Below are 25485 nucleotides of genomic sequence, written 5' to 3' on the forward strand. Positions count from 1 at the left end.
GGAGCCATGCGTCGTCTGTCGGCCGGTCTCACCGCCGGCGCCCTGCTGCTCGTCGCGACGGGCTGTGGCTCGTCCGACGACGGTTCGCCGGACGCGGGCGCGTCGTCCGGCGGGGTCACCACCGTCAAGCTCGGAGTCATCCCGATCGTCGATGTCGCGCCGCTGTATCTCGGCCAGCAGAAAGGGCTGTTCGAAAGGCACGGCCTCAAGCTGGAGTTCACCACCGCACAGGGCGGTGCGGCGATCGTCCCCGGCGTGGTCAGCGGGCAGTTCCAGTTCGGGTTCAGCAACGTGACGTCCCTGATGGTCGCCCAGACCAACGGCGTCCCCGTGAAGGCCGTCGCCAACGGCATCGCGTCGACCGGGGTACGGGGCAAGGACTTCAACGGCCTCATGGTCAAGAAGGACAGCCCCGTCAAGTCGGCGAAGGAGCTGGAGGGCAAGAAGGTCGCCATCAACACCCTCAAGAACATCAACGAGACCGCGGTGCGGCAGGCGGTGCGCGAGGCGGGCGGCGACCCCGACAAGGTGAAGCTCGTCGAGATGGCCTTCGACCAGATGCCCGCCGCCCTCGACCAGGGCCAGATCGACGCGGCGTGCGTCGTCGAGCCGGCGACCGCCACCATCAGGAGCCAGGGCGGCCGCGAGATCGCCTCGCCCCTGATCGACGTCGCGTCGGAGCTCACCGTCGCGATGTACTTCACCTCGACGCAGTACGCGCAGCAGAACCCGGACGTGGTCAAGAAGTTCCAGGAGGCCACCGCCGAGTCCCTCGCGTACGCCGAGGCCCACCCGGACGAGGCGCGGCAGATCGTCACGACGTACACGAAGATCCCGGCGGCGGTGCTGGAGCAGGTCGTCCTCCCGAAGTGGCCGGCCGAGCCGAACCGCCCCTCCATCGAGGCCCTCATGAAGCTCGGCGAGGAGGACGGCCTGTTCAAGAAGACGCCCGACCTGGACGCCCTGCTGCCGTGAAGGGCGTCAACGCCGCACTCGGTGCGGCCGGCCTCGCGGCCTTCCTCGCCCTGGGCGAGGCGGTGCCGCGGCTCGGTCTGGTCAAGGAGGCCTACTTCCCGCCGACCAGCCGTATCGCGGGGGCGCTCGCGGACGAGGTCACCGGCTCGGCCTTCTGGAGCGCCCTCGGCGACACGCTCACCGGCTGGGCGCTGGGCCTGGTTATCGCGTCCTGCGCGGGCGTCGTGGTGGGCGTCGTCGTCTCGGTCGTGCCGTATCTGCGCGAGGTGACGGCCTCCACGATCGAGTTCCTGCGCCCGATCCCGTCGGTGGCCCTGATCCCCCTCGCGGTGCTGCTGTACGGCACGGAACTGCGTTCGGTGCTCCTGCTCGTCGTCTACGCCTCGTTCTGGCAGGTGCTGATCCAGGTCCTGTACGGCGTCCAGGACGTCGACCCCGTCGCCGACGAGACGGCACGGTCGTACGGCCTCGGCACCTGGGCGCGGATCCGGCATGTGCTGTGGCCGACCGCGCTGCCGTACGTCATGACCGGTGTGCGGCTGGCGGCGGCGGTCGCGCTGATCCTCGCCATCACCGCGGAACTCATCATCGGAGCCCCGGGGTTGGGCAAGCTCATCGGGGTGGCGCAGGCCTCGCAGGCGGTGCCCGAGATGTACGCGCTGATCGTGGTGACCGGGCTGCTCGGACTGTTGATCAACGTGGGTGCGCGGACGGTGGAGCGGCGGGCGCTGGCGTGGCATCAGTCGGTGCGCGGGGAGGTGGCGGTGTGACGCGCGTACTGCTGCGGCTGGTGTTCGTGTGCGCGCTGCCGGCCGTGCTGGTCACTCTCTGGTGGGTGGCGTCGGCCGGCAGCACGGACGTGTACTGGCCTCCCCTGCGGACGATCCTGGAGGCTTTCCCGGACGTGTGGACGGCCCAGCGGCTGCGTGCGGACGTCCTGCCCAGCGTGCTGCGGCTGACGGGCGGTTACGCGCTGGCGGCCGTCGTGGGCGTGGCCCTCGGTACCGTCATCGGCTCCTACCCGCGGGTGCGGGCGGTGTGCGAGCCGGTCCTGGAGTTCCTGCGGGCGGTGCCGCCGCCGGTGCTGGTGCCGGTCATCATGCTGTTCGCGGGCATCGGCGACACCATGAAGGTCACGGTGATCGCGAGCGGCTGCGTGTGGCCGGTGCTGCTCAACACGGTCGAGGGTGTGCGGGCGGTGGACCCGGTGCTCGCGGAGACGGCACGGTCGTACGGCATCGCAGGCATGGCGCGGCTGCGGAAGGTGGTCCTGCGCTCCGCGAGCCCGCAGATCTTCGCGGGCCTGCGCCAGGCCCTGTCCATCGGCATCATCCTCATGGTGATCAGCGAGATGTTCGCCGCCAGCAACGGGCTCGGCTTCACGATCGTGCAGTTCCAGCGCGGTTTCGCGATCCCGGACATGTGGACCGGCATCCTCGTGCTCGGCCTGCTCGGCTTTGTGCTGTCGGTCGTCTTCCAGTTGGTCGAGCGGCGGGTGCTCGGCTGGTACCACGGTCTGCGCGCCTCGGCCCGGCGGTCGCCGTGAGCCTCGTGAAAGGGCGGTCCATGCACGCGCTTCTTGCCGTATCCGGCCTGCAGAAGGTCTACGAGGGGTCGGGGCGGCGGGTGGAGGCCGTCCGCGACCTCACCTTCACCGTCGACGCCGGCGAACTGGTGTGTCTGGTCGGCCCGTCGGGCTGCGGCAAGACGACGCTGCTGAAGTGCATAGGCGGACTGCTCACGCCGACGGCCGGTGAGGTGGTCCTGGAGGAGCGGAAGGTGACGGGTCCGCCGCCCGGGATGGCGTTCGTGTTCCAGGAGTACGGGCGCAGCCTCTTCCCCTGGATGCGGGTCGGCGAGAACGTCGAACTACCCTTGCGGCAGAAGGACTTGAGTAAATCCCGACGGCGGGAGCTGGTCCGGGACGCGCTGGAGTCGGTCGGGCTGGCGGATGCCGTCCATGCGTATCCGTGGCAGCTGTCCGGCGGTATGCAGCAGCGGGTCGCCATCGCCCGGGCGCTGGCGTACGAGCCCCGTGTGCTGCTGATGGACGAGCCCTTCGCGGCGGTGGACGCGCAGACGCGAGCGGATCTGGAGGACCTGGTCAGGGGGCTGTGGCGGGAGCGCGGCATCACGATCCTGTTCGTCACCCATGACATCGACGAGGCCGTGTACCTGGGCGAGCGGGTACTCGTCCTGTCCGCGTCCCCCACCGTCGTCCAGGAACAGCTGAAGGTCGATCTGCCCGCCGAGCGCGACCAGTTGCACACGCGGGTGGATCCGCGCTTCGCCGAGCTGCGTACCCAGGTGTACGAGCAGATCCAGGCGGCGAAGCGCGGAACGCCTCAGGACGCGGTGCCGGAGACGGTCAGGACAGATACGCCTCCACCTCGCTGAACTGGGCGGCGGGCCACCCCGTGTTGGCGGTGACCTGCAGCCGCAGGTGGCGCAGGTTCGTGCCGCTCGGCAGGGAGACGGTGACCGTGTTGCCGGTCGCCGGATCGAAGCGGTAGTCCTTCGCCGCGACCACGGTCGAGTACGTCGAGCCGTCCGTGCTGCCCTGCACCGACAGTGTCTGGGTGCGGGCCTGCCAGGCCGACTGCGGCGGCAGCTTCAGCACCAGACGGCGGACCGCCTCGTTGGCGCCGAGGTCGACCGTCCAGGACTGCGGGAAGGCGTTGTTGGCCGACTCCCAGTAGCTGCCGGCGTCACCGTCGGCCGCCTTGCCGGGCGTGTAGACGTCCTGCGAGCCGGTGGCCGAGGCCGGGCGGTTCTTGGCGAGGTTGCGGGCCGGGTCGGGGTCGGGGTTGCCCTGGCCGGGCTGTGGCCAGGTCGAGCAGTCGGACCAGGTGCTGCTCCAGCCGGAGTTGCCGCCGCCGTCGGTGAGGGTGAAGGTGCCTGAGCCGGACGGGTAGGGGCAGTTGTAGATGCCCGCGGCGCCCACGGCGGTGGCCGTGACGTTGCGGAAGGTGGCGGCGCCCGGGGTCTCGGCCTGGACGACGACCGTGCCCGTGTTGCGCACGGTCGCGCCCTCGACGGTGATGTTCTTGGCCGCGAAGCCACGCCCGCTGCCCGAGACGAACTCGAAGGCGCTGTACGGGCTGTCGGTGATGGTCGTGTTGGTGATCCGGACGTTCGCCTCGATGGCGCTGTCGTAGGAGTCGACGCGCAGGGCGCCCATGGGGTGGTTCCAGTTGGGGTTCATCGCGCCCGTGCGGACCAGCGTGTTGCCGTCGACGGTGATCGTGCCGGCCAGCGGGTGGAAGGGGTCCAGGAACTTCTGGTTGGAGATCGCGATGCCGCTGCCCAGCGCGTTGGTGTCGGAGATCAGGTTGTCCTTGACCGTGATGTCGGTGCCGCCGTAGATCGCGATGCCGTTGGCGAGGTTCGGCTGCGTGATCGTGTTGTTCTCGAAGCTGCTGTTGGTGTCCGGCGCGTACAGGGACCACATGGCGAGCGCGTCGTCGCCCTGGTTGCGCAGGAAGTTGTGCCGGACGCGGACGCCTCGGGCGTTGCCGTTGAGGTTGAGTCCGTCGGCGGTCATGTCGAGGAAGCGGTTGTTCTCGACGACGAGGTTGTCGTTGTTGCCCAGCAGCCAGAGGCCGACCTTGAGGTGCTGGAGCCACATGCCCGAAACGGAACTCCCCGGACCCAGGGCGCCGTTGACGAAGTTGTCGGGGCTGGAGTCGACCCGCTCGGTGACCTCGCCGATCACCGCGAAGTCCTTGATGTGGACCTTCCCGGAGGAGCTGGACTGGTCGATGAAGCGGGAGCTGCGGACGATCGAGTGCCAGTGCCCGGCGCCCTGGAGGGTCACGTTCTGCACACCGTTCAGGGACGAGGTCAGCCGGTACTGGCCCGGCGGTATCCACACCACCCCGCCCTGCGCGGCGGCGATGGCCTCGCGGAAGGCCTGGGTCGAGTCGCCCTGGCCACTGGGGTCGGCACCCTTGGAGGTGACGGACACCGATCCGGCGGGCTGCCCCGTCGGCGCCGCGGCCTGCTCGAAGTCGGCGACGTCGACGGTCACCTGGGTGCCCGTGGCCTGGAAGGCCACCTTGTCGCCCGCCTGCACGTTCTGGCCGAGCAACAGGCGTGCGTTGTCGTAGAGGTGGTGTGTCTTGGCACCCGGGATCCAGCCGGTGTCGACGTAGGAGTACTTCGAGGTGACCGCCAGGGTCTTAGCGATCCTCTGGCCGTTGACGTACACGTCCAGGGTGCCTGACTGGCCGTCGGGGACGCTGTAGGCGACGTTCACGGCGTTGGCGGCGCGCGGGACCGTGAACTCGACGCGCTGGCCAGCGGTGATGCGTACGGCCTGGCGTCCGGAGGCCTCGGAGGCGAGGGTGCCCTGGGTGTAGTCGGGGCCGATCCTCGCGCCGGTCGTGGTGGCGGACTCGGCTTCGACCGAGGTGAAGGGGAGGGTGGCGCCGGCGGCCGCGTGGGCGGCGGGGGCCGTCGCGGTGAGCAGACCGCCGGCGAGGGCGACGACCATGGCCGCCGAAGCCGCAGTTGTCATGGGCCTGACAGCCCGATGGGTGTGCTGCTGCATGTGCTGATCCCTTCGTGGTGGGGGTACGGGGATGAGCGGGCCGCGGTGTCAGGCGCGCAGCCAGACCGCGGTGTCCTTCGGCAGCCGCCCCTCGGTGTCCAAAGGGCCGCTGCCGAGCAGGAGTTCGGTGTGGGCGGGCAGCTCGGCGGGAGCGTCCGCGAGGTTCACCACGCAGGTCGCGCCCCGCGCTCGGGTGAAGGCGAGCACACCGGCGGGTGCGGGCAGCCAGGTCAGCGGGCCCTCGCCGAACGTCGGCCGCAGCTCGATCGCCCGGCGGTAGAGGGCGAGCATCGAACCTGGGTCCGCGTCCTGACGGTCGGCGGCATACGCGGCCCAGACGGCGGGCTGCGGCAGCCACGGCTCCTCGCGTGAGCCGAAGCCGGCGTACGGCGCCCGGGCCGCCCACGGCAACGGCACCCGGCAGCCGTCCCTGCCCGGGTCGGTGCCGCCGGAGCGGGCGTGCATGGGGTCCTGGATGCGGTCCAGGGGGATGTCTGCCTCGGGCAGGCCGAGCTCCTCGCCCTGGTAGACGTAGACGGCTCCTGGCAGGGCGAGCGACAGCAGCGCGGCCGCCCGGGCCCGGCGGGTGCCGAGAGCGAGGTCGGTCGGGGTGCCGAAGGCCTTGGTGGCGAAGTCGAAACCGGTGTCGGCGCGGCCGTAGCGGGTGACCGTGCGTGTCACGTCGTGGTTGCACAGCACCCAGGTCGCGGGGGCGCCGATCGGGGCGTGCTCGGCGAGCGTCTCGTCGATGGCCCCGCGCAGCCGTCCGGCGTCCCAGGGGCAGGTCATGAACGAGAAGTTGAAGGCGGTGTGGAGTTCGTCGGGGCGCAGGTAGCGGGCGAAGCGTTCGGTGTCGGGGAGCCAGACCTCGCCGACGAAGATGCCGCCGTACTCGTCGGCGATCGCGCGCCAGGAGCGGTAGACGTCGTGGAGTTCGTCGCGGTCGACGTACGGGTGCGGGGCCTCACCCTCGGTGAAGTCCGGCAGGTCGGGGTCCTTGACGAGGAGGGCGGCCGAGTCGATGCGGACTCCGGCGACGCCCCGCTCGAACCAGAAGCGCAGGATGTCCTCGTGTTCCTGGCGCACGGCCGGGTGGGACCAGTCGAGGTCGGGCTGCTCGGGGGCGAAGAGGTGGAGGTACCAGTCACCGTCGGGCAGCCGGCTCCAGGCGGGGCCACCGAACTCGGACCGCCAGTCGTTGGGCGGGAGTTCACCGTGCGGGCCGCGTCCCGGGCGGAAGTGGAACAGGGCGCGCTCCGGGCCGCCGGCGAGGGCCGCGCGGAACCACGGGTGCTGGTCGGAGACATGGTTGGGCACGATGTCGACGATGGTGCGGATGCCCAGCTCACGGGCCTCGGCGATGAGCTTCTCCGCCTCGGCGAGGGTGCCGAACGCCGGGTCGACGGCGCGGTAGTCGGCGACGTCGTAGCCGCCGTCCTTCATCGGCGAGACGTACCAGGGTGTGAACCACAGTGCGTCCACGCCGAGTTCGGCGAGGTACGGCAGCCGGGCGCGGACGCCCGCGAGGTCGCCGGTGCCGTCGCCGTCGCCGTCCGCGAAGCTGCGGACGTAGACCTGGTAGATGACGGCGGAACGCCACCACTGCGCGGAGGCGTGACGGGGCTGTGCCACGGTGCGGCCCTTTCTGTCGGAAGGAGGAGGACGTCCTGGGGACATCAGCCCTTGCTGCTGCCCGCGCCGATCCCGGCGATGATGTGCCGCTGGAAGACCAGGAACATGGCGACCATGGGGATGCTGGCGATCACCATGGAGGCGATGAGCACGGTCAGCGGGATGTTCTGCGACAGCTGGACGAGGGCGACGCTGATCGGCTGCTTGTCGGTGTCGGAGAAGACCATCAGCGGCCAGAGGAAGTCCTGCCAGACGGCCACCAGAGCGAAGATCGAGACGACGCCCAGGACCGGCCGGGACATCGGCAGCACGATGGACCACAGGGTGCGCAGCTTCCCGGCGCCGTCGATCTCGGCGGCCTCAAGGACATCGCGCGGCAGCTGGTCGAAGAACCGCTTCAGCAGATAGAGGTTGAAGGCGTTGGCGACGGCCGGCAGCCAGATGGCCAGGGGGTCGTTGAGCAGGCCGAGGTCCGCCACCGTCAGGTACTTCGGCACGACCAGGGCCTGGGCCGGGACCATCAGCGTGGCGAGGATGCCTCCCAGGACCACCTTGCCGAACACCGGCCGCAGCTTGGACAGCGCGTAGGCGGCGGCCGTGCAGAACACCAGCTGGAACACCCAGGCACCGGCGGCCTGGACCACCGTGTTCCACAGATGCGTCGGCAGTTGCATGAGGTCCCAGGCGTCCGTGTATCCGCTGAGGTGCCACTGCTCGGGGACGACGGTGGGCGGTGTGCGCGCCACCTCGTCCGGTGACTTCATCGCGCCCGTCGCCATCCAGTAGACGGGGAACAGGAAGGCCAGCGCGAACAGCAGCACGGTGCCGGTGAAGACGGACCAGTAGACGGCCTTGCCGCGCGGACGGGCCAGGGCCGCCGGGGAGACGAGGGTCCGGGTGGTCATACGCCCTCCCCTTCGGTGCGCGTCAGACGCAGGTATACGGCGGAGAAGGCGCCGAGGAGCGCGAGGAGCAGGACGCTCAGCGCGCAGGCGCCGCCGAAGTCGTTGTAGAGGAAGGCGTACTTGTAGATCAGGTAGAGGACGGTCACGGTGGCGTTCTCGGGGCCGCCGCCCGTGATCACGAACGGTTCGGTGAAGACCTGCATCGTGGCGATGATCTGAAGGAGCATCAGCATCAGGATGACGAAGCGGGTCTGCGGGATCGTGACGTGGCGGATGCGCTGCAGCAGGCTCGCGCCGTCGAGCTCGGCCGCCTCGTACAGCTCCCCCGGGATGGACTGGAGCGCCGCCAGGTAGATCAGGACGGTGCCGCCCATGTTGGCCCAGGTGGCCACGATCACCAGGGAGACGAGCGCCGTGTCGGCGCCGTTGGACCAGTTCGACGTGGGCAGGTGCAGGAAGCGCAGCGTCTCGTTGGCCAGGCCGGTGCCGGGGTCGTAGAACCACTTCCACAGCAGGGCGCTGACCACCGGCGGGATCATCACCGGCAGATAGACCACGACCCGGAAGAACGCCTTGGCGTGCCGCAACTCGTTGAGGACCAGGGCGAGTACGAACGGGATCGCGAAGCCGATCAGCAGGGCGAGCAGTGTGAAGGTGAGGGTGTTGCGCCAGGCCGCGGCGAACTCCGGGTCGGCGAAGACACGGGTGAAGTTGGCGGTGCCGACCCATTCGGGGTCGCTGCCGGGCGTGTACTTCTGGAAGGCGATCACGACGGCGCGGATCGCCGGGTACCACGAGAACAGGGCGAAGCAGACCAGGCCGCCGAGGAGGAAGCCGTAAGCACGCAGCTGGTCGGTGAGGCGGCGCCGCCTCCGGTCCCCTGCCGGGGGCGGCGCCTGCATCGGGCGGACCGCGACCTTCTCGACGGTGCGGCGCTGAGCCGTCCTGGTCATGGCCCGTCAGCCTCGCGCCAGGATGCCGTCGATCTTCCCTGAGGCGTCCTTCAGGAGCTGGTCGATGTCGGCGTCCTTCTTGGTCAGGACTGCCGAGACGACGCCGTCGAGGACGGAGTAGATCTGCTGGGCGCTCGGCGGCTCGATCTTCATGTCGAGGCTCTGGTTGCCGTCGAGGAACGCCTGGTAGTTCTCCACCGGTACGTTCGCGTTGGCCTCCTTGACCTGCTGGTCCTTGGCGTCGGCGGCACCGGAGAACAGGCGCGGTTCGGGCAGTCCGACGGGAGCGTCGTTCTTCTTGGCGCGGGCGTAGTCGCCGAGGAAGCCGTCACCGGGGGTGAGGAACATGTGGTCCAGCCACTGCAGTCCGGCGCGGATCTGGTCGGGGCTCGCCTTCTTGTTGAACATGTACCCGTCGCCGCCGATGAGCGTGCCCTTGCCGCCGGGCATGGGAGCCAGGGCGAGGTCCTTGTAGTCCCCGCCCTTCTCCTTGACCAGGATCGGGATGTTGTCCGGGGCGGAGAGGTACATGCCGAGCTTGCCGGAGCCCATCATCTGCTGGACGTCGTTGATGACGAGGAGCTGCTTGCTGCCCATCGAGTTGTCGGTCCAGCGCATGTCGTGCAGGTTCTGCAGGACTGCGCGGCCCTCGGGGGTGTCGATCGTGGCCTGCTTGCCGTCGGCACTCACCACGTCCCCGCCCTGGGAGTAGAGCTCGGCGGTGAAGTGCCAGCCCCCTTGGTTCTGGGCGCTGTAGTCGGCGTAGCCGACGGTGCCGTTGCCGAGACCGGCTATCTTCTTGGCGGCGGCGCGCAGTTCGTCCCAGGTGGCCGGGGGCTTCTCGGGGTCGAGGCCCGCCTGCTCGAAGAGCTTCTTGTTGTAGATCAGGCCCATCGAGTAGCCGGTGCGCGGGATGCCGTAGACCTTGCCGTCGACGGTGTAGATGTCGCGCAGCTGCTGCTGGATGGTCTCGTAGCTCTTCAACTCCTTGAGATACGGCGTGAGGTCGGCCGCCTGGTTGATGTCGACGACGTGCCTGGCATCCGTGAAGTACGTGTAGAAGACGTCCTCCATCTGTCCGCCGGCGAGCTTCGCGTCGAAGGTCTTCGGGTCCTGGCAGGGGAACGCGTCATGGGCCACGACGTCGATGTCCGGGTTCTGCTTCTCGAAGGACGCGATGTCCTGCTCGAAGAACTGGCGGTCGACCTTGGCGCTCTTGGGCGGCATGCAGTTGACCGTGATGCGGGTCTTTCCGCTCGCCGAGTCGTCGCTCGACCCGCAGGCGGAGACGGCCAGAGCGAGGGAGCAGACGCTCAGCGCGGCAAAGGTACGGCGGAACCCGGTGCTTCTCATCGGTGGACCCCTCTGGGCAGGAGCGGTGGGCGCCGCACACTCAAGCACCGCCGACATCGGACCGCAAGATGTCGCGCGAGATTTGAAATTTTTTAACAGCTCGGTGGATGTCCGGAACTGCGGAGCAGCCGTCAGGCGCGAGGGGCCTGAGCCGTCGATCCCCGCACCACCAGTTCCGGCTCGAAGAGGAGCTCCTCCGCCGCTACGGCGGTGCCCGCGATCTGCGCGTTCAGCAGTTCCACCGCCGCCCTCCCCATGGCCTCGATGGGCTGGCGGACGGTGGTGAGGGGCGGCTCCGTGCAGTTCATGAACGCCGAGTCGTCGTACCCGACGACGGAGATCTGTGACGGTACGTCAAGGCCCTTGCGGCGCGCGGCTCTGACGGCACCGAGGGCGAGCGGGTCGCTGGCGCAGATGATGCCGGTGACGCCTCGGTCGATCAGCCGGGAGGCGGCCGCATGACCGCCCTCGATCGAGAAGATGGCCCGCGCCACGTGCTCCTCGGGCAGTTCCCCGGCGACGCCCCGCGCGGCGGCCAGTTTCCGCGCCGACGGCACATGGTCGCCCGGCCCGAGCACCAGCCCGATGCGCTCGTGACCCAGCGAGGCCAGATGCCGCCAGGCCTGCTCGACGGCCACGGCGTCGTCGCAGGACACAGCCGGGAAGCCGAGGTGCTCGATGGCCGCGTTGACCAGCACGACCGGGATGTTGCGGTCGGCGAGCTCCTTGTAGTGGCCGTGCGGCGCGTCGGCCTGGGCGTACAGCCCGCCGGCGAAGACGACGCCGGAGACCTGCTGTTGCAGCAGCAGCGTGACGTAGTCGGCCTCGGAGACCCCGCCCTTGGTCTGCGTACACAGCACCGGCGTCAGTCCGAGCTGGGCGAGCGCGCCGCCGATCACTTCGGCGAAGGCTGGGAAGATCGGGTTCTGCAGCTCGGGGAGGACCAGACCGACGAGCCGGGCGCGTTCCCCGCGCAGTTGCGTGGGCCGCTCGTAGCCGAGGACGTCCAGGGCGGAGAGCACCGCCTGCCGGGTGGCCTCGGAGACGCCGGGCTTGTCGTTGAGCACCCGGCTGACCGTGGCCTCGCTGACCCCGACTTTCTTCGCCACTTCCGCAAGTCGTCGCGTCATGCGCGCAAGAATAGCGCAAATGATGCAAGTGGCTTGCGTTGTGGTGCCGGCTACTTCTTCGCTGCCCAGAGCCCGCGAACGTGTCCCAGGTGTCGGGTCATGACCTCGCGCACGGCCTCCTCGTCGCGGGCGAGCAGCGCGTCGAGGAGTTCGAGGTGCTCCTCCGCGGAGGCCAGCAGACGGCCCGCCTCGACGAGGGCGGTCAGGCCGTAGAGGCGGGAGCGCTTGCGGAGGTCGCCGACGACCTCGACGAGGTGGGCGTTGCCGGCGAGGGCGAGCAGGCCGAGATGGAAGCGGGTGTCGGCCTCGACGTAGGCGATGAGATCACCGGAGACCGCGGCGTGGACGATCTCCCTGGCCGCCGGGCGCAGCGCCTCCAGGGAGACCTTGTCGGCCGTCCTGGCCAACTCCACGACCGTGGGGATCTCGATGAGCGCGCGGATGTGGGTGTACTCGTCGAGCTGTTTCTCGGAGACCGCGGTGACCCGGAAGCCCTTGTTGGGGACGGTGTCGACCAGGCCTTCCTTGGCCAGGTCCAGCATGGCCTCGCGCACCGGGGTCGCCGAGACGCCGAAGCGGGCGGCGAGCGTGGGCGCCGAGTACACCTCCCCCGGGCGCAGTTCTCCGGCGATCAGCGCGGCCCGCAGGGCGTCGGCGACGCGCTCCCGGTAGCTGCTCTTCTTGCCGCCCAGGGTGGGCAGCGCCGGGCCGGCTGCGGCGGGCGGGGCGCTGGTGCGCTGGGCGGCCATGACTCTCCTAGCTGTGCTGTGTCACGCGCTGTGCGAAGTGACGCGCTGTGCAATGTCACGCGTTACGCGGCACATTATCGTCGACGTTCAGAGCACGAACCCGGCCGGGAACGGGTCCGACGGATCGAGCAGGTACTGCGCCGTGCCCGTGAGCCACGCCCGGCCCGTGAAGCTCGGCAGGACGGCAGGACGGCCCGCGACCTCGGTGGTGCCGAGGAGACGGCCCGTGAAGTGGGTGCCGATGAACGACTCGTTCACGAACTCGGTGTGCAGCGGGAGTTCACCACGCGCGTGCAGCTGCGCCATGCGCGCGCTGGTGCCCGTGCCGCAGGGTGAGCGGTCGAACCAGCCCGGGTGGATGGCCATCGCGTGCCGGGAGTGGCGGGCCGTCGCGCCGGGGGCGATCAGGTGGACGTGGTGGCAGCCGCGGATGGAGGGGTTCTCGGGGTGGACCGGCTCCTCCTCGGCGTTGATCGCCGCCATCAGGGAGAGGCCGGCCTGCAGGATGTCGTCCTTGCGGGACCGGTCGAAGGGCAGCCCGAACTGGTCCAGCGGCAGGATGGCGTAGAAGTTGCCGCCGTACGCCATGTCGTATGTCACCGTGCGCCCGTCGGGCAGGGTGATCTTGCGGTCGAGGGCGACGGAGAACGACGGCACGTTCTGGAGGGTGACCGCCTTCGCGGCGCCGTCCTCAACGGCCACCTCGGCGACGACCGGGCCCGCCGGGGTGTCGAGCCGGATCGTGGTGACCGGCTCGACGACCTCGACCATGCCGGTCTCGACGAGCACGGTCGCCACACCGATCGTGCCGTGCCCGCACATCGGCAGATAGCCGGAGACCTCGATGTAGATCACGCCCCAGTCGCAGTCGGGACGGGTGGGCGGCTGGAGGATCGCGCCGCTCATCGCCGAGTGGCCGCGGGGCTCGTTCATCAGGAGCTGCTTGATGTAGTCGCGGTGCTCACGGAAGTACAGGCGCCGCTCGTTCATGGTCGCGCCGGGGATCGTGCCGATGCCGCCGGTGATCACTCGGGTGGGCATGCCCTCGGTGTGCGAGTCGACGGCGTGCAGGACGAGTTTGCTGTGCATGACCGGGTCTCCTCCTGCGTGTTACGCGAGCCCTGCGGCGACGGCCTTCTCGGTGGCGGCGCGGATCGCGGCCTCCTGCTCCGGCAGCAGCGGCACCCGCGGTGGACGGCAGCGTCCCCCGTGGCGGCCGACGACGTCCATGGACAGCTTGATCGCCTGCACGAACTCGACCTTGGAGTCCCAGCGCAGCAGCGGGTGCAACTGCGCGTAGAGCTGCCCCGCGGTGGCGAGGTCGCCGCCGACGGCCGCGCGGTACAGCTCCACGGTGGACCTCGGCAGCGCGTTCGGGTAGCCGGCGACCCAGCCCTTGGCGCCGGCGATCGCGAGCTCCAGCAGGACGTCGTCGGCGCCGATCAGCAGGTCGAGTTCCGGGGCGAGTTCGGCGAGCTGATAGGCGCGGCGGACGTCGCCGGAGAACTCCTTGACCGCCTGGATGTACCCCTCGCCGTGCAGCTTCGCGAGCAGCTCCGGGACGAGGTCGACCTTGGTGTCGATGGGGTTGTTGTACGCCACGACCGGGAGGCCGGCTTTGGCGACCTCGGCGTAGTGCGACAGCACCGACCGTTCGTCCGCCCGGTACGCGTTGGGCGGCAGCAACATCACGGACTCGCAGCCCGCGTCACGGGCCTGTTCGGCCCAGCGGCGGGACTCCGCCGAGCCGTAGGCGGCCACACCCGGCATCACCCGCGAACCCCCGATCGCGGCGACGGCGGTCTCCACCACCTTCACGCGCTCTTCGGGCGTGAGGACCTGGTACTCCCCGAGGGAGCCGTTCGGAACGACGCCGTCACAGCCGTTCTCGACCAGCCAGGCGCAGTGCTCGGCGTACTTGCCGTGGTCGACGCGGAGGTCGTCGTCGAGGGGGAGCGCGGTGGCGACGAGGACTCCGCGCCAGGGGCGGTGGTCGGTCATGAGGTTCCTCTCCGAGTGGCGTTGTCGTGTTGCCGGGCGAGTACACCGAGCGGTACGGGACGTGCGAACGGCCGCCGGGACGGGGTGAGTTCGCAGCCGGCGAGCCCGGCGACCGCCGGACCGCACACGCGTCCCTGGCACCAGCCCATTCCGGCCCGGGTCAGCAGCTTCACGGTGCGGACGTCGCCCGCGCCGAGTTCGTCCACGGCCTCACGCACGGCACCGGCGGTGACCTCCTCGCAGCGGCAGACGAGGGTGTCGTCGGTGACCTGGTCGCTCCAGTGCGCGGGCGGCGGGAAGGCGGCGTCGAGGGCGGCGGCGAGCTTGCGAAGTCCGGTACGGGACTTGGCGGCCGCCGCCCACCGCGTGGGGTCGGGTTCGGTGCCCTTCAGGCGGGCGGCGGCGGAGAGTCCGGCGATGTGGCCCTCGGCGAGTGCGAGGGCCGAGCCGCCGACGCCGGTGGACTCCCCCGCCGCCCACACCCCGGGCACGTCCGTGCGCTGCTCGTCGTCCACGGCGACCATCAGCCCGTCCAGGCGGCAGCCGAGGGTCTCGGCGAGGTCGGTGTGCGGGAGCATGCCGTGTCCGACGGCGAGGGTGTCGCAGGGAAGATCCCGCTCGGTGCCGGCCCGGACGCGCCCTTCGGCGTCGAGGGCGGCCACGGTGACCCCGGTGAGCCGGTCGTCGCCGTGGGCTCGGACGACCGTGTGCCGGACCAGGAGTCGGACGCGGTGGCGCAGGAGCCGGGCCGCGTATCCGGCGCCCTCGGGCAGCTTGGCGGCCAGCGCCCGACCGTGCCGTACGAGAAGCTTCGGGTCGACGGCCTCCACGAGCGCCGCGATCTCGACGCCCGCCGCCGCGAGTCCGGTCGCCACGGGCAGCAGCAGAGGCCCGGTCCCGGCGACGACCGCCGTGCGCCCCGGCACCACGAGGCCGCCCTTGAGCATCGCCTGCGCACCACCGGCGGTGACGACACCGGGCAGGGTCCAGCCCGGGAAGGGAAGCACCCGCTCGTAGCCGCCGGTGGCGAGGAGTACGGCGCGGGCGTGCACGGCAACCGGCTCCCGTTGCTCGGGACCGAGCAGAGCGTGCACTGCGAAGCCCTCGGAGTCCCTTTCCACGCACCAGACATGATGTTCCCTCAGAAACCGGACATCACTGCGGCGCAAACCGTCCCGCAGCCGCTCCCAGGTGCGCCACTGATGGTGCAGGGCCTGCGCACGGCGGGCACGGAGTGCGGGCGCGGGTTGCCGGTAGAACTGCCCACCCGCGTCCGCCGCCGAGTCGACGAGCGCGACCCGTACGCCCTGAGCAGCGGCCGCAAGCGCCGCAGCCAGGCCCGCCGGACCCGCGCCGATCACCACGAGATCAGCCACCGTGCCCCGCCCTTTCCTGCGTCCGGACCGTGTCGCCCCGGTGCACCGGCACACTGGCGCAGGACCCCCGCGCACCGGGCGTGGAGACCCGACGCGGACTGCCCGCAGAACTGCCCCCGGCCTCCCCCGCCGAGTCGACCAGCGCCACCCGAACACCCCGAGCAGCGGCCGCAAGCGCCGCAGCCAGGCCCGCCGGACCCGCGCCGATCACCACGAGATCAACCACCGTGCCCCGTCCCCTCCTGCGTCCGGACCGTGTCGCCCGGCTGCAGCGGCACCAGGCAGGCCCGCTGGTTCGGGCGGTCGTTGACGGTGACCAGGCAGTCGAAGCAGACGCCGATGCCGCAGAAGACGCCACGCGGGCGGCCCTCGCCCCGCGTGGTCCGCCAGGAGGTGATCCCGGTCGCCCAGAGCGCGGCGGCGACCGTCTGCCCGGGCAGTGCCTCGATCTCGCGGCCGTCCAGGATGACCGTGAAGGCGGGGCCCGGCTCGGCGTCGGTGAGCTCCAGAGGGGTTCTCATGCGGCCTCCTCGGCGAAGCGGTCGGGGCGGAACGGCGTCAGGTCCAGGTCGGGGGTCTTCGCGGTCAGGGCCTGTGCGATCAAGTGGCCGGTGCCGGTGGCGAGTCCGATGCCGGCGCCCTCGTGGCCGCAGGCGTGGTGCAGGCCGGGGACCCTGGGGTCGGGGCCGACGGCGGGCAGGTGGTCGGGCATGTACGGGCGGAAGCCCAAGTAGGCGCGCATGGCGTGGACATCGGCGAGGAACGGGAACAGCCGCGTCGCGCCCGCCGCCAGAGCACGTACGACGGGCAGGGAGAAGGTCCGGTCGAAGCCGACGCGTTCCCGGCTCGCCCCGATCAGGATCGGGCCCGCCGCCGTACCCTCGACGACGGGGGAGGTCTGCAGCGCTGCCGAGTCACTGGCGACGTCGGCCACGTAGTCGGCGGCGTACACCTTGTGACGGACCAGGCGTGGCAGCGGTTCGGTGACGAGGACGAAGCCGCGTCTCGGGAGGACGGGGAGGTGGGCGCCCGCCAGGGCGGCGAGTTCGCCGCCCCAAGCGCCGGCCGCGTTGACGACGCGGGGGGCGTGGATGTCGCCCTTGTCCGTGCGGACTCCGCGTACGGCACCGTCCGGTGCGCGCAGAACGTCCGTCACCGTCCGGCCGGTGAGCAGGCGGGCCCCCGATGCGCGGACGAGGTGGGCGGCGGCCAGGGCGGGCATGACCTGGCAGTCCTGGGGGTAGTGGACGGCGCCCGGCAGGCCGGGGGCCAGGTGGGGTTCGAGGTCGTGCAGGCGGTCGCCCGCGACAGGCTCGGCGATGACTCCGGCCGCCCGCTGCCCGTCGGCGAACCGCTCCAGTGCCGCGAGCCCGGCCGGGGACGAGGCCACGACGACGCCGCCCTTCGCCTCGTACTCGACGGCCCGACCGAACTCCTGCGCCAGCTCGCCCCACAGACGGCCGGACAGCAGCGCCAGATCGAGCTCGGGGCCCGGTTCCTTGTCGGAGACCAGGAGGTTGCCCTCGCCGGCGCCGGTGGTGCCGCCGGCCACCGGGCCGCGGTCGACGAGGATCACGGCGAGGCCCGCCCGTGCCGCGTACAGTGCGCAGGCCGCGCCCACCATCCCGGCTCCGACGACCACGACGTCGCAGGTCAGTCGCTCGCTCACGCCAGTACTATGTCACACACCACCCTGCGACGGAACAGGGCCGACGACGTCTCCGTACCGGGGGGACAGAGCTGACGGGGCGCCGCCGGCGACCTGAACGCCGACGGTGCCCCGTTCAGTCCTCGGGGGTGGGCACCACGCGCAGGTGGGCCGCGGCGGCTCGGGCCCCGCGAACCCTGGGCCGGTCGCGGCGCACCTCGCGCAGGACCAGCGTCAGCCGGGTGTAGCCCAGCTCCTGAAGGGTCCGGGGCGTCTCGTCGACGACCCGGCAGTCGGTGGCGCCCCAGCGCGGATCGGGGTGCAGCAGCGGCCGTACGGCGCCGTCCAGTTCGGCCGCCCGCTCGCCGACCGCGCGGATCCAGTGCGGCAGGCCTTGCCGGTAGGCGGCCTCCATGATCGGGTCCTGGGCGATCTCCCGGCGGACGGCCTGCAGGCCGTGGTCGTGACCGTGCCGCTCCACGGCGGCCGCGAAACGGGCCAGCATCGGCAGGCACCAGCTGGACTCGTGATCACCGAGGACAGTGTTCGCGTCCGGGTGGAAGAGCACGAACTTGAGGAAGTTGTCGTCGGGCATGGCTGTCGGATGCGGGCCCACGCCGCCGAAAAGTGACGCGAAAGCGGTGTTCGCCAGAACGACGTCCCAGCGGTGGTCGACGATGACGGACGGGAAGGGCACGGCTTCGACGAGGGTGGCGTAGTCCCGCAGATACGCCTCGGCCTCGGGCCTCTCGGGGACGGGCCGCGGTACGGACCGCTGCCCACCTGCCTGATATGCCATCGGGAGGTCACCCCTCTTGCCTATGCGGCCTTCACGCGGCGCCTTGATCCTGCTGCCCGGGCCGGAGCGGTGTCAACTATCGTGGCATTCGGTGCCTGTTGACGGCTGAAATTGGCCACAGTTGTGGCGAGACCTGGATGTGAGTTCGAACTACCCGGTAATCTCCGTCCAGTTCACCGCGACCGCTTGTGAGAAGCCTGTGAGAGCTTTAGGAGATCTGTCGGTGACGGATGGCATCGAGGGTCCGGGCGTCATACCGACGGCTGAGCTGCCGGCCGTCGTCGCTCGCGTCACCGCGCTCGCCGACAGGCTCGGCGTCCCGCACGCGGAGGTCTTCGACACCGGCCGTCTGTGCGTGGCCTCCGGCGTCACCGAGCCCGTGGTCAAGGCGCTGCTGAGCGGACGCCCGGCGGGTGAGCCCGACGTTCAGGCCCGGTTCCTGCAGCGACTCGACCTCCTGCGCCGCACCCGCGTCAAGCCGAACGGCCGCAGGTACACCCAGCAGGAGATCGCCGACGGCGCGGGCATGTCACGGCAGCAGGCCGGCGCCCTCATCAACGGCGACCGGCGCCCCACCATGGAGCACTGCGACGCCATCCAGCGCTTCTTCCGCGTCCACGCCGGATTTCTCACGGCCGAGGACCCCGAGGCGCTCGCGGGCGCACTCCAGCGCACCGAGCAGGACCTGCTGCAAAAGCTCGCGCAGCGCGAGGCGGCCCAGGCCGCCGAGGACCCGCTGGAGAGGCTGCTGCAGGACCACGGGGTGCGCGGCATCGCCTGGCGGGCCGCCCAACTGCCCACCGACCAGCATCGCGACAAGGTCGCGGAGTGGCTGGACATGCTCTTGGAGAGCGTCAAGCGGCCCGAGTCGTGATCCGGAGGGGAAAGCCGGGGGGAGAACGGGAGAACTGTGGGCATCGGTAAGGAAATGCGCCGCCTGTGCGGCGAGTTGGTCGCGGAGCTGACGCTCCCCGCACCCTCGCCGCCCGAGAAGCTGTACAGCGCCCTGTGCGGCGCGATGAGCAGACGCCGCGGCCGCCCCGTCCACTTCCGTACGGCCGCCTTCCCGCCCGGCACCGCGAGCGGACTGTGGCTCGACATGGCCGACCAGGACCTCGTCGTGATCGAGGAACGCACCGCGCCCGACCACCAGCTGGTGATCCTGGGCCACGAGCTGTGGCACATGAAGGCCGGGCACTGCAGCCACAGCATCGAGGGCGCCAGTGTGGCGGCCCGCCTCCTCGACGACGACGCCGACCTGCACTCGACGATCCTGAAGGTCGCGGCCCGCAGCCACTTCGACCAGGCCGAGGAGAAGGAGGCCGAGACCTTCGGGCTGCTGCTGGCCAGCAAGTGCCGTACGTGGCTGGCGGTTTCCTCGGTGCGCGGGCAGCGGGACCATCTGGCCGGGCGGATCGAGGCGTCACTGGGTTATCTCGGTCCGCAGGGCTGATCGAGGGAACGCCGGGCCCGCGTCCGGGCGGTGGACGAACCCGATTGTCAGTGGTGGACGGCAAGCTGGTGGTGCGCCCTCATGTGCGGGCGTGACGCGATGACGCCGAGCCGGGGAGAGCCGACCGATGCCCACCGCCGTACTGACCGACCGCGAGCGCACCGCCGTACAGGCCTACCTGCGCCTGTTGCACACCGTACGAGCCGCGTTCGACGGTCCTCCCGGCTCCCGCCGACCACCCGTCGTCCCGCCCGCCGTCCTCGCCGAGGCGGAACAGGCCCTGGCGGACGCCGGCCTGACGGGCAACGAGGAGGAGTTCTTCCGGCTGCTGCAGAGCTGGTGCCCGGCGGAGCCGTAGCTGATCCCGCAGCGGGCCCGCCGGGGGTCAGGTGTGCGGCACGCTCACCGCTGTCGCCACCAGCCCCCGCCGCACTGTCCAACGGCCCGCGAACCGGTCGACGCGCCGGTCGCCCACCAGCGGGCCCGGCACGAGGAGCCGGGCGCGGAAGCCGCCGCTGTGCAGCTCACCGGGGTCGGCGAAGAGGTCGATGTCGGCCTCGGTGAAGTCCAGCCACTTCGCGGTGAGCGGGAACCACGCCTTGTAGACGGACTCCTTCGCGCTGAACAGCAGCCGGTCCCAGTGGATGCCGGGAAGGTCACCGGCCAGGCGGCGCAGCCGGTCCGTCTCGGCGGGCAGGGCGACGGCGGGAAGGACACCGTCCGGGAGGGGCTGGTGGGGTTCGGCGTCGATGCCGAGGGAGGCCAGGTCGGCGGCGCGGGCCAGCGCGGCGGCGCCGTAGCCGTCGCAGTGGGTCATGCTGCCGACCAGGCCGGTCGGCCAGCCCGGGGCACCGCGCTCACCGGGCAGGATCGGCTGGGCGGGCACGCCGAGCTTCTCCATGGCGCTGCGCGCGCAGGAGCGTACGACGGCGAACTCCCGGCGGCGCTTGAAGACCGCCTTCGCCACGACCGCCTCCTCCTCGGGGTACAGAACCGTGTGCGCGGGCTCCTCGTCGCCGTACGCCTCGACGGTGGCCACCGAGGCCGGCAGCAGTTCCTCGATCAACGGGCCCGGTCCTCCTTGGGCAGAATCGTGCGCAGCCGTCCCGGCGGGTCCGGTCGCTTGCGCCACTCGCGGGGGTATCCCACCGACACCTCCTCGAAGCGGACGCCCTCGTGCCAGGTGGTCCGCGGGATGTGGAGGTGGCCGTAGACCATCGTCTCGACCCGGAACCTGCGGTGCCAGTCCGCGGTCCGCCGGGTACCGCACCACATGGCGAACTCGGGGTACCACAGCACGTCCGTGGGATGCCGGTCCAGCGGGTAGTGGTTGACGAGGACGGTGGGCAGGTCCTCGGGAAGTGCGGCGAGTCTGCGCTCGGTCTCGGCGACCCTGGCCTCGCACCAGGCCTCGCGTGACGGGTAGGGGTCGGGGTGCAGCAGGTACTCGTCGTTGCACACGACCCCGGTCCCGTGCGCGTACTCCAGCCCCTCCTCCTTGGTCGTGCAGCCGGCGGGCAGGAAGGAGTAGTCGTACAGCAGGAACAGCGGCGCCACGGCCACCGGTCCGCCGGGGCCGTCCCAGACGGGGTACGGGTCCTCGGGAGTCGTCACGCCGATCTCGCGGCACAGGTCGACCAGGTGCTCGTAGCGGGCGACACCGCGCAGGGTGACGGAGTCCTTGGGGTGGGTCCACAGTTCGTGGTTGCCGGGGGCCCAGACGACCTTGCGGAAGCGGCCGGCGAGGGTCTTGAGCGCCCAGCCGATGTCGGCCACGGTCTCCGCCACGTCGCCGGCGACCAGCAGCCAGTCGTCGTCAGAGCCGGGGCGCATCCGCTCGACGAGCGCGCGGTTCTCCTCGTATCCGATGTGCAGGTCGCTGATGGCCAGCAGCTGTCCGGCACTGCCGGCCGTCGACGTCACCCCTCGCCCCTTTCGATCACACGAATGACCTTACGAGAACACAGCCCGCGTTCGGGGCACAAGACGGGATCACGTCGTCGCGTCCCTGGGGCACTGTCCGGGCGGTGAGGGGCGGGGTGACCGGGACGGTCAGGAACCATCCGCAATTCCGTAACACGTACGTTGCACGCGGCACCCCTTGAAAGCCGTATGATCGCCGCAACACCACCGCCATGAACGTCCCTTCGCACGGGGCGGTTTGGTGTCCCTCCAACCACCCTGCCCGGGCACGGGCCCGCTTCGCCCTGCCCGCGAACCCGAAAGGACGGCCCTGCATGGTCTCTCGCGTACGCGTCTGGCTCAACCGCACGTACGCGGAGAACGTGTTCTTCATGGATCAGCTGCGACGAAATCCCAGCGATCGGGCCGTCGAGATCCATGCGACGCACGGGGACGCCGACTCCCCCGTGCTGGCCGCCGCCGACACCGCCGAGCTGGAGCCGGAGGGCCTGTCCCCGGCCGGGTACGTGGAGTACGCCCTCGCCCAGTGCCGGCGACGCGGCATCGACGTGTTCGTGCCCCGGCTGCACCAGTCGGCGATCGTGGCCCACCGGGCGGACTTCGAGGCGGTCGGTACGGCGCTGCTCGCGCCGCCGCCGGAGGCCGTCGCGGTGTTCCACGACAAGGTGATCGCGTACGAGGCCGTGCAGGCGGTCGGGGTGCCGGTGCCGCCGTGGTGGCGGGTGCGCAACGTCGATGAACTGCTCGCCGCCGTCGAGGAGTTGGAGGCGGCCGGTCACAAGGCCTGCTTCAAGCCGGCGTCCGGTGCGGGCGGAGTCGGCTTCCGTGTCATCACGCGTGCCCCCTTCTCACTCATGCACCTCAGCGGGTTCCCGACGCCGTATGTGCAACTGGATCTGGTGCTGGACGCGTTGCGGCGCACCGACGAGCCGGTGGACTGGCTGGTGATGCCGCGCCTCGAGCAGCCGGAGGTGTCGGTGGACTGCCTCACCGGTCCGGACAACCGGGTGCGGCTGGCGATCGGGCGGATCAAGAACGGCCGCCGTCGCGGGTTCACTCTGCAGGAGCCGTGGCTGGAGCCGGCGCGGCTGATCGCGGAGGGGTTCGGGCTGCACTATCTGTCGAACATCCAGTTCCGGATGTTCGGGGACACACCGGTGCTGATGGACGTCAACACCCGGCCGGCCGGCGGGCTGCACCAGCTCTCGCTGTGCGGGGTCAACGTGCCGTGGCTGGCCGTTCAGCTGGCGCTGGGCGACGATCCGGGCGAGGTGGTTCCGCCGTTCCTCGGGCAGGACTACACGGTGGTGTCCGGGCCGCGGCCCCTGCGCCCGGTGTCCATTCCGCAGCAGCGCGCGGTTGAGGAGGCAGAACCCATGCTGCCGGCGGTACCGGCCCCCGCACCGGTCGAACCGGTCGAGAGCGGGGCGGCGCAGGTGCTGCCGCTCTAGTTCGGGTTCGCCAAAAGATCCGCCATATCGGGCGCCCGACAGGCGCGGTCGGGGCGCGTCCAGTCGCTCGACGGGGCGCTTGCCAAGCGGAGCGCCCCCTGCATGCCCCCTCACCACGAGCCGTCGGACAGGCGTCCCTCGAAGCCGCTCGCTCCCTCATTCGTGGCTGCTAGCTTCGCGCCAACACAGCGTGGAGCAACCGGGGGAGACGGCTTCATGGCCGAAGACACGCAGGACGACGGGGCATTCGGAAGGTCCGTGGATCCTGCCGAGGACGCGGCAGAGCATCTCGCCGCGGCGATCGGGACACCGGCCTGGGCCGAGGCCCGGGAAGGGGTCCTCGGCCTCTTACCGGACGACGAGCCACAGGTGAACGAGCGCATCGACGCCTGGGCGGCCGTCGCGGCACGCCGCGAGGGCGAGGGGCTGACCCGTTACCTGACGGAGTCGCTGCCGGAATGGCGGGAGCTGATCGAGAGGGCCGTCGCGGATGATCCCGAACGGGCGGAAGAAGCCCGCCGGTTCGCGGATTCCATTCAATCGCTCCTCCCCTCGCCCGACGCCACGCCCCAGATCGCGGTGGCGACGGGGCACGGCACCGTCAACGCCGTGCAGAACGGCAACATCTACTACGAGGTCGTACTCGGCCTGGCTCCACGGCCGCCCCGGAGGACGAGCCTCGGCAAGACCGCCGTCATCACGGGCGGCGCGGCGGCAACGACCGCTGTCGGCGGCCACGTGGTCGCCGACCATCTCGCCACGGAGGCCGTGAAGGCGGCAGGGACCGGATCGGCGCCGGGGGCGCCGCTCGCCGACCCGACGCAGGCGGCCGGCACGGCCGCGCAGACCGCCGGTTCCACGTCGGCCGCCGGAGTCTCGGCGCCGGGCGCGGCGGCCGCCGCCAAAGGCGGTGCGACCGTCCTCGCCAAGGCCGCAGCCGCCGTCACCAAGGCCCTGACGTTCGCCGGTGCCGGCGTGAGCGTGCCCGTGGTGGCGAGTGTGGTCACGGTCGTGGTGGTCGTGACCGTGACGGTGACCGTCGTCGTGCCGCGCGTCATGGGCGGGGCGTCCTGCGACAAGGCCGCCGAGGGCCGCTCGGCTCCCGCGGTCCTGGCGGAGGCCGCCCGGCGCGTGGAACTGACGAGCTTCCGCTACGACGTCACACGCGGTCGGCACCATGTCGCCGGGGCGGCGGACCCGCATGCGCGCACCGCCTGGTTCCGGCAGGGCCTGACCGGCGGCCCCGTCACGAGCGGCACGATCGACCGGGGCAGGGTCGTGCTCCCCACCGGCACGACCACACCGTCCGGCGTGGACCCGAGGTGGGTGCGGGCCGACGGCGCCTTCATGGACGCCGTCGACCCCGCTGCACCGGCGAGGGAACTGCGAACGGTGACACGGGCGCGGCGCGAGGGCTGCACCTTCACGGGAACTCTCGCTCCCTCGGCCGAACCCAGCGGACCTTCCGGAACCGCCGAACCGGCCGTCGCCAGGTCGAACAGCGGCCCCATCACACTGGCGGCGGCCACCTCCACACCTCGGGCGGACGACACCACCGTCGACTTCACGGCACGCATCGACGACCTCGGTCGGCTCGTCCGCCTCACCACACGGGCGGCCGGCGACCGGTTGCCCGCCTCCGCCCGCTACTGGGACTTCGGATTGACCGTGACCCCGTCCGCGCCGCCCTCCGGCGACGGGTCGAAGCCGTCCGGGACCGCCACCCTGACCGGTGCGTGGACAGGGGACTGGTCCACGGGGTTCGGCACCGGAGGGTTCACGGCCACCCTGTCCCAGGACGGGAACCGACTCACCGGAGAGCTGAAGGTCGACGGGGTGCCCTGCTCCCTGGACGGGGCCCTCAACGGCACGCTCGACGGCGACCGCATCACCTTCGGCAGCGTGAACAGCGCGAAGGAGATCACGTTCACCGGAAGCGTGGACGGCGACACCATGCGCGGCACCTTCGAGACCGACTGCTACGACGCCTCCGGTCCGTGGACCGCGCGGCGCTCCGACTCCTGACCGAGGAAAGGCACCGACGTGATATCCGAATGGCTGACCACACTCGCCGCGGCCGGCTCCGCAGCCCTGGTCAACGCCGCCTCCACCGACGTCTGGCAGGCCGCTCGTGAGCGCTTCGCCCGGCTGCTGGGCCGCGGCGATCCCGACCGTACCGAGACGGCGGCCCGGCGTCTGGACGATCTACGCCGCGTCGTCGAAGAGTCCGGCAGCGAGGGTGAACTGGCCGAGGCCCGCCGTGCCTGGCGGCAGCGCCTCCAGGACCTGCTGGAGGAGAATCCGGACGCCGCCGACGAACTGCGGTCCGCGATCGCCGAGCTGCCCCCGCCCCGCCCCGTCTCCGCCACCCCGATCCGCCAGGACAACCGCGCATACGGCCACGGCACCGTGAACGCCGTCGTGAACGGTGATCTGACGGTCCACTCGACACGGCCGGCAGGGTCGGACGGCTAAGACACGATCATGCCGTTCGACTTCGGCGGCGGCGCCGACATGTACGGCAACACCGTCAACTTCCGGGCGGCGGCGTGACGAGCAACTGCTCCGGGATCAGCCAGAGTAAC

Annotated in this window: 26 protein-coding genes; 10 read left to right on the forward strand and 16 right to left on the reverse strand. The window is 71.0% G+C overall.

Annotation, left to right across the window (positions count from 1 at the left end):
* The first annotated feature begins 6 nt into the window (after positions 1 to 6).
* The 4 genes from ACFY5C_RS02990 to ACFY5C_RS03005 are packed head-to-tail and all read left to right on the forward strand — an operon-like array spanning position 7 to position 3372.
* Positions 7 to 975, forward strand: coding sequence for an ABC transporter substrate-binding protein (locus tag ACFY5C_RS02990; RefSeq protein WP_389439714.1), 969 nt, complete (start codon positions 7 to 9; stop codon positions 973 to 975).
* Positions 972 to 1745 carry an ABC transporter permease gene (locus ACFY5C_RS02995; protein WP_389439716.1) on the forward strand — a complete coding sequence of 258 codons (774 nt, stop codon included), beginning with the start codon at positions 972 to 974 and terminating at the stop codon, positions 1743 to 1745. The genes ACFY5C_RS02990 and ACFY5C_RS02995 overlap by 4 nt, the downstream gene beginning before the upstream one ends.
* A complete protein-coding gene (locus ACFY5C_RS03000) occupies positions 1742 to 2521 on the forward strand; it encodes an ABC transporter permease (RefSeq protein WP_389439718.1) in 780 nt (259 codons plus the stop codon). The genes ACFY5C_RS02995 and ACFY5C_RS03000 overlap by 4 nt, the downstream gene beginning before the upstream one ends.
* Positions 2522 to 2541: 20 nt before the next feature.
* Positions 2542 to 3372: an ABC transporter ATP-binding protein gene (locus ACFY5C_RS03005; RefSeq protein WP_389439720.1), complete on the forward strand. Its 831-nt coding sequence runs from the start codon at positions 2542 to 2544 to the stop codon at positions 3370 to 3372.
* Here the strand turns inward: ACFY5C_RS03005 and ACFY5C_RS03010 are convergent.
* The 14 genes from ACFY5C_RS03010 to ACFY5C_RS03075 all read right to left on the reverse strand — a co-directional run bounded on the left by ACFY5C_RS03010 (position 3344) and on the right by ACFY5C_RS03075 (position 18073).
* A complete protein-coding gene (locus ACFY5C_RS03010) occupies positions 3344 to 5494 on the reverse strand; it encodes a discoidin domain-containing protein (protein WP_389439722.1) in 2151 nt (716 codons plus the stop codon). The two genes, ACFY5C_RS03005 and ACFY5C_RS03010, sit on opposite strands and share 29 nt — an antisense overlap.
* A gap of 81 nt (positions 5495 to 5575) precedes the next feature.
* Positions 5576 to 7159, reverse strand: coding sequence for a glycoside hydrolase family 13 protein (locus ACFY5C_RS03015; protein WP_389439724.1), 1584 nt, complete (start codon positions 7157 to 7159; stop codon positions 5576 to 5578).
* Positions 7160 to 7203: 44 nt separating this feature from the next.
* The gene (locus ACFY5C_RS03020) at positions 7204 to 8064 is read right to left on the reverse strand and encodes a carbohydrate ABC transporter permease (RefSeq protein WP_389439725.1); all 861 of its coding nucleotides are present in this window, start codon (positions 8062 to 8064) and stop codon (positions 7204 to 7206) included.
* Entirely contained in the window at positions 8061 to 9017 is a 957-nt protein-coding gene (locus tag ACFY5C_RS03025; RefSeq protein ID WP_389439727.1) for a carbohydrate ABC transporter permease, read from the reverse strand. The genes ACFY5C_RS03020 and ACFY5C_RS03025 overlap by 4 nt, the downstream gene beginning before the upstream one ends.
* A 6-nt stretch (positions 9018 to 9023) precedes the next feature.
* Complete coding sequence (locus ACFY5C_RS03030; RefSeq protein ID WP_389439729.1) at positions 9024 to 10370, reverse strand: ABC transporter substrate-binding protein; 1347 nt, start codon at positions 10368 to 10370, stop codon at positions 9024 to 9026.
* A gap of 131 nt (positions 10371 to 10501) precedes the next feature.
* Positions 10502 to 11500: a LacI family DNA-binding transcriptional regulator gene (locus ACFY5C_RS03035; RefSeq protein WP_389439731.1), complete on the reverse strand. Its 999-nt coding sequence runs from the start codon at positions 11498 to 11500 to the stop codon at positions 10502 to 10504.
* A gap of 50 nt (positions 11501 to 11550) precedes the next feature.
* Positions 11551 to 12249: a GntR family transcriptional regulator gene (locus ACFY5C_RS03040; protein ID WP_389439733.1), complete on the reverse strand. Its 699-nt coding sequence runs from the start codon at positions 12247 to 12249 to the stop codon at positions 11551 to 11553.
* 87 nt (positions 12250 to 12336) lie between these two features.
* Positions 12337 to 13338, reverse strand: coding sequence for a proline racemase family protein (locus tag ACFY5C_RS03045; protein WP_389439735.1), 1002 nt, complete (start codon positions 13336 to 13338; stop codon positions 12337 to 12339).
* Between the two features lie 21 nt (positions 13339 to 13359).
* Complete coding sequence (locus ACFY5C_RS03050) at positions 13360 to 14250, reverse strand: dihydrodipicolinate synthase family protein (protein WP_389439737.1); 891 nt, start codon at positions 14248 to 14250, stop codon at positions 13360 to 13362.
* Positions 14247 to 15626 carry an NAD(P)/FAD-dependent oxidoreductase gene (locus ACFY5C_RS03055; protein WP_389439739.1) on the reverse strand — a complete coding sequence of 460 codons (1380 nt, stop codon included), beginning with the start codon at positions 15624 to 15626 and terminating at the stop codon, positions 14247 to 14249. The genes ACFY5C_RS03050 and ACFY5C_RS03055 overlap by 4 nt, the downstream gene beginning before the upstream one ends.
* Complete coding sequence (locus ACFY5C_RS03060) at positions 15619 to 15852, reverse strand: FAD-dependent oxidoreductase (RefSeq protein ID WP_389439741.1); 234 nt, start codon at positions 15850 to 15852, stop codon at positions 15619 to 15621. Before ACFY5C_RS03060 ends, ACFY5C_RS03055 begins: the two co-directional genes overlap by 8 nt.
* On the reverse strand, positions 15845 to 16147 hold the full coding sequence (locus ACFY5C_RS03065) for a (2Fe-2S)-binding protein (protein WP_389439743.1): 303 nt from the start codon (positions 16145 to 16147) through the stop codon (positions 15845 to 15847). Before ACFY5C_RS03065 ends, ACFY5C_RS03060 begins: the two co-directional genes overlap by 8 nt.
* On the reverse strand, positions 16144 to 17295 hold the full coding sequence (locus ACFY5C_RS03070; RefSeq protein ID WP_389439745.1) for an NAD(P)/FAD-dependent oxidoreductase: 1152 nt from the start codon (positions 17293 to 17295) through the stop codon (positions 16144 to 16146). The genes ACFY5C_RS03065 and ACFY5C_RS03070 overlap by 4 nt, the downstream gene beginning before the upstream one ends.
* Before the next feature lie 115 nt (positions 17296 to 17410).
* On the reverse strand, positions 17411 to 18073 hold the full coding sequence (locus ACFY5C_RS03075) for a hypothetical protein (RefSeq protein WP_389439747.1): 663 nt from the start codon (positions 18071 to 18073) through the stop codon (positions 17411 to 17413).
* 223 nt (positions 18074 to 18296) lie between these two features.
* On the opposite strand from ACFY5C_RS03075, the gene ACFY5C_RS03080 reads away from it, so the two are divergent.
* From ACFY5C_RS03080 to ACFY5C_RS03090, 3 genes are all read left to right on the forward strand, one after another.
* Entirely contained in the window at positions 18297 to 18947 is a 651-nt protein-coding gene (locus ACFY5C_RS03080) for a helix-turn-helix domain-containing protein (RefSeq protein ID WP_389439749.1), read from the forward strand.
* Positions 18948 to 19001: 54 nt separating this feature from the next.
* Positions 19002 to 19526 (forward strand): toxin-antitoxin system, toxin component, encoded by a 525-nt coding sequence (locus tag ACFY5C_RS03085; protein ID WP_328430364.1) that lies wholly within the window; start codon positions 19002 to 19004, stop codon positions 19524 to 19526.
* Positions 19527 to 19653: 127 nt separating this feature from the next.
* Positions 19654 to 19884: a hypothetical protein gene (locus ACFY5C_RS03090; protein WP_328421058.1), complete on the forward strand. Its 231-nt coding sequence runs from the start codon at positions 19654 to 19656 to the stop codon at positions 19882 to 19884.
* Between the two features lie 27 nt (positions 19885 to 19911).
* On the opposite strand, the gene ACFY5C_RS03095 is transcribed toward ACFY5C_RS03090, so the two are convergent.
* Both ACFY5C_RS03095 and ACFY5C_RS03100 read right to left on the reverse strand, forming a co-directional pair.
* Positions 19912 to 20592, reverse strand: a complete 681-nt coding sequence (locus ACFY5C_RS03095; protein WP_389439751.1) for a 4'-phosphopantetheinyl transferase — start codon at positions 20590 to 20592, stop codon at positions 19912 to 19914.
* Complete coding sequence (locus ACFY5C_RS03100) at positions 20589 to 21449, reverse strand: metallophosphoesterase family protein (RefSeq protein WP_389439753.1); 861 nt, start codon at positions 21447 to 21449, stop codon at positions 20589 to 20591. Before ACFY5C_RS03100 ends, ACFY5C_RS03095 begins: the two co-directional genes overlap by 4 nt.
* Before the next feature lie 314 nt (positions 21450 to 21763).
* Here ACFY5C_RS03100 and ACFY5C_RS03105 point away from each other — a divergent pair, with 314 nt between their 5' ends.
* The 3 genes from ACFY5C_RS03105 to ACFY5C_RS03115 all read left to right on the forward strand — a co-directional run bounded on the left by ACFY5C_RS03105 (position 21764) and on the right by ACFY5C_RS03115 (position 25375).
* Positions 21764 to 22900: an ATP-grasp domain-containing protein gene (locus tag ACFY5C_RS03105; RefSeq protein WP_389439755.1), complete on the forward strand. Its 1137-nt coding sequence runs from the start codon at positions 21764 to 21766 to the stop codon at positions 22898 to 22900.
* Between the two features lie 216 nt (positions 22901 to 23116).
* Entirely contained in the window at positions 23117 to 24925 is a 1809-nt protein-coding gene (locus tag ACFY5C_RS03110; RefSeq protein WP_389439756.1) for a hypothetical protein, read from the forward strand.
* An 18-nt stretch (positions 24926 to 24943) separates the two neighbouring features.
* Complete coding sequence (locus ACFY5C_RS03115; RefSeq protein WP_389439758.1) at positions 24944 to 25375, forward strand: hypothetical protein; 432 nt, start codon at positions 24944 to 24946, stop codon at positions 25373 to 25375.
* The last annotated feature ends 110 nt before the right edge of the window (positions 25376 to 25485 follow it).

The organism is Streptomyces sp. NPDC012935, from assembly GCF_042900345.1.
GTDB lineage: Bacteria > Actinomycetota > Actinomycetes > Streptomycetales > Streptomycetaceae > Streptomyces.

Coding starts and splice junctions, on each gene's coding strand:
- ACFY5C_RS03010 (WP_389439722.1), bottom strand. CDS start 5,494: ATGACAACTGCGGCTTCGGCGGCCATGGTCGTCGCCCTCGCCGGCGGT.
- ACFY5C_RS03050 (WP_389439737.1), bottom strand. CDS start 14,250: ATGACCGACCACCGCCCCTGGCGCGGAGTCCTCGTCGCCACCGCGCTC.
- ACFY5C_RS03075 (WP_389439747.1), bottom strand. CDS start 18,073: ATGGCATATCAGGCAGGTGGGCAGCGGTCCGTACCGCGGCCCGTCCCC.
- ACFY5C_RS03040 (WP_389439733.1), bottom strand. CDS start 12,249: ATGGCCGCCCAGCGCACCAGCGCCCCGCCCGCCGCAGCCGGCCCGGCG.
- ACFY5C_RS02990 (WP_389439714.1), top strand. CDS start 7: ATGCGTCGTCTGTCGGCCGGTCTCACCGCCGGCGCCCTGCTGCTCGTC.
- ACFY5C_RS03005 (WP_389439720.1), top strand. CDS start 2,542: ATGCACGCGCTTCTTGCCGTATCCGGCCTGCAGAAGGTCTACGAGGGG.
- ACFY5C_RS03090 (WP_328421058.1), top strand. CDS start 19,654: ATGCCCACCGCCGTACTGACCGACCGCGAGCGCACCGCCGTACAGGCC.
- ACFY5C_RS03020 (WP_389439725.1), bottom strand. CDS start 8,064: ATGACCACCCGGACCCTCGTCTCCCCGGCGGCCCTGGCCCGTCCGCGC.
- ACFY5C_RS03045 (WP_389439735.1), bottom strand. CDS start 13,338: ATGCACAGCAAACTCGTCCTGCACGCCGTCGACTCGCACACCGAGGGC.
- ACFY5C_RS03065 (WP_389439743.1), bottom strand. CDS start 16,147: ATGAGAACCCCTCTGGAGCTCACCGACGCCGAGCCGGGCCCCGCCTTC.
- ACFY5C_RS03035 (WP_389439731.1), bottom strand. CDS start 11,500: ATGACGCGACGACTTGCGGAAGTGGCGAAGAAAGTCGGGGTCAGCGAG.
- ACFY5C_RS03105 (WP_389439755.1), top strand. CDS start 21,764: ATGGTCTCTCGCGTACGCGTCTGGCTCAACCGCACGTACGCGGAGAAC.
- ACFY5C_RS03110 (WP_389439756.1), top strand. CDS start 23,117: ATGGCCGAAGACACGCAGGACGACGGGGCATTCGGAAGGTCCGTGGAT.
- ACFY5C_RS03085 (WP_328430364.1), top strand. CDS start 19,002: ATGCGCCGCCTGTGCGGCGAGTTGGTCGCGGAGCTGACGCTCCCCGCA.
- ACFY5C_RS03030 (WP_389439729.1), bottom strand. CDS start 10,370: ATGAGAAGCACCGGGTTCCGCCGTACCTTTGCCGCGCTGAGCGTCTGC.
- ACFY5C_RS03025 (WP_389439727.1), bottom strand. CDS start 9,017: ATGACCAGGACGGCTCAGCGCCGCACCGTCGAGAAGGTCGCGGTCCGC.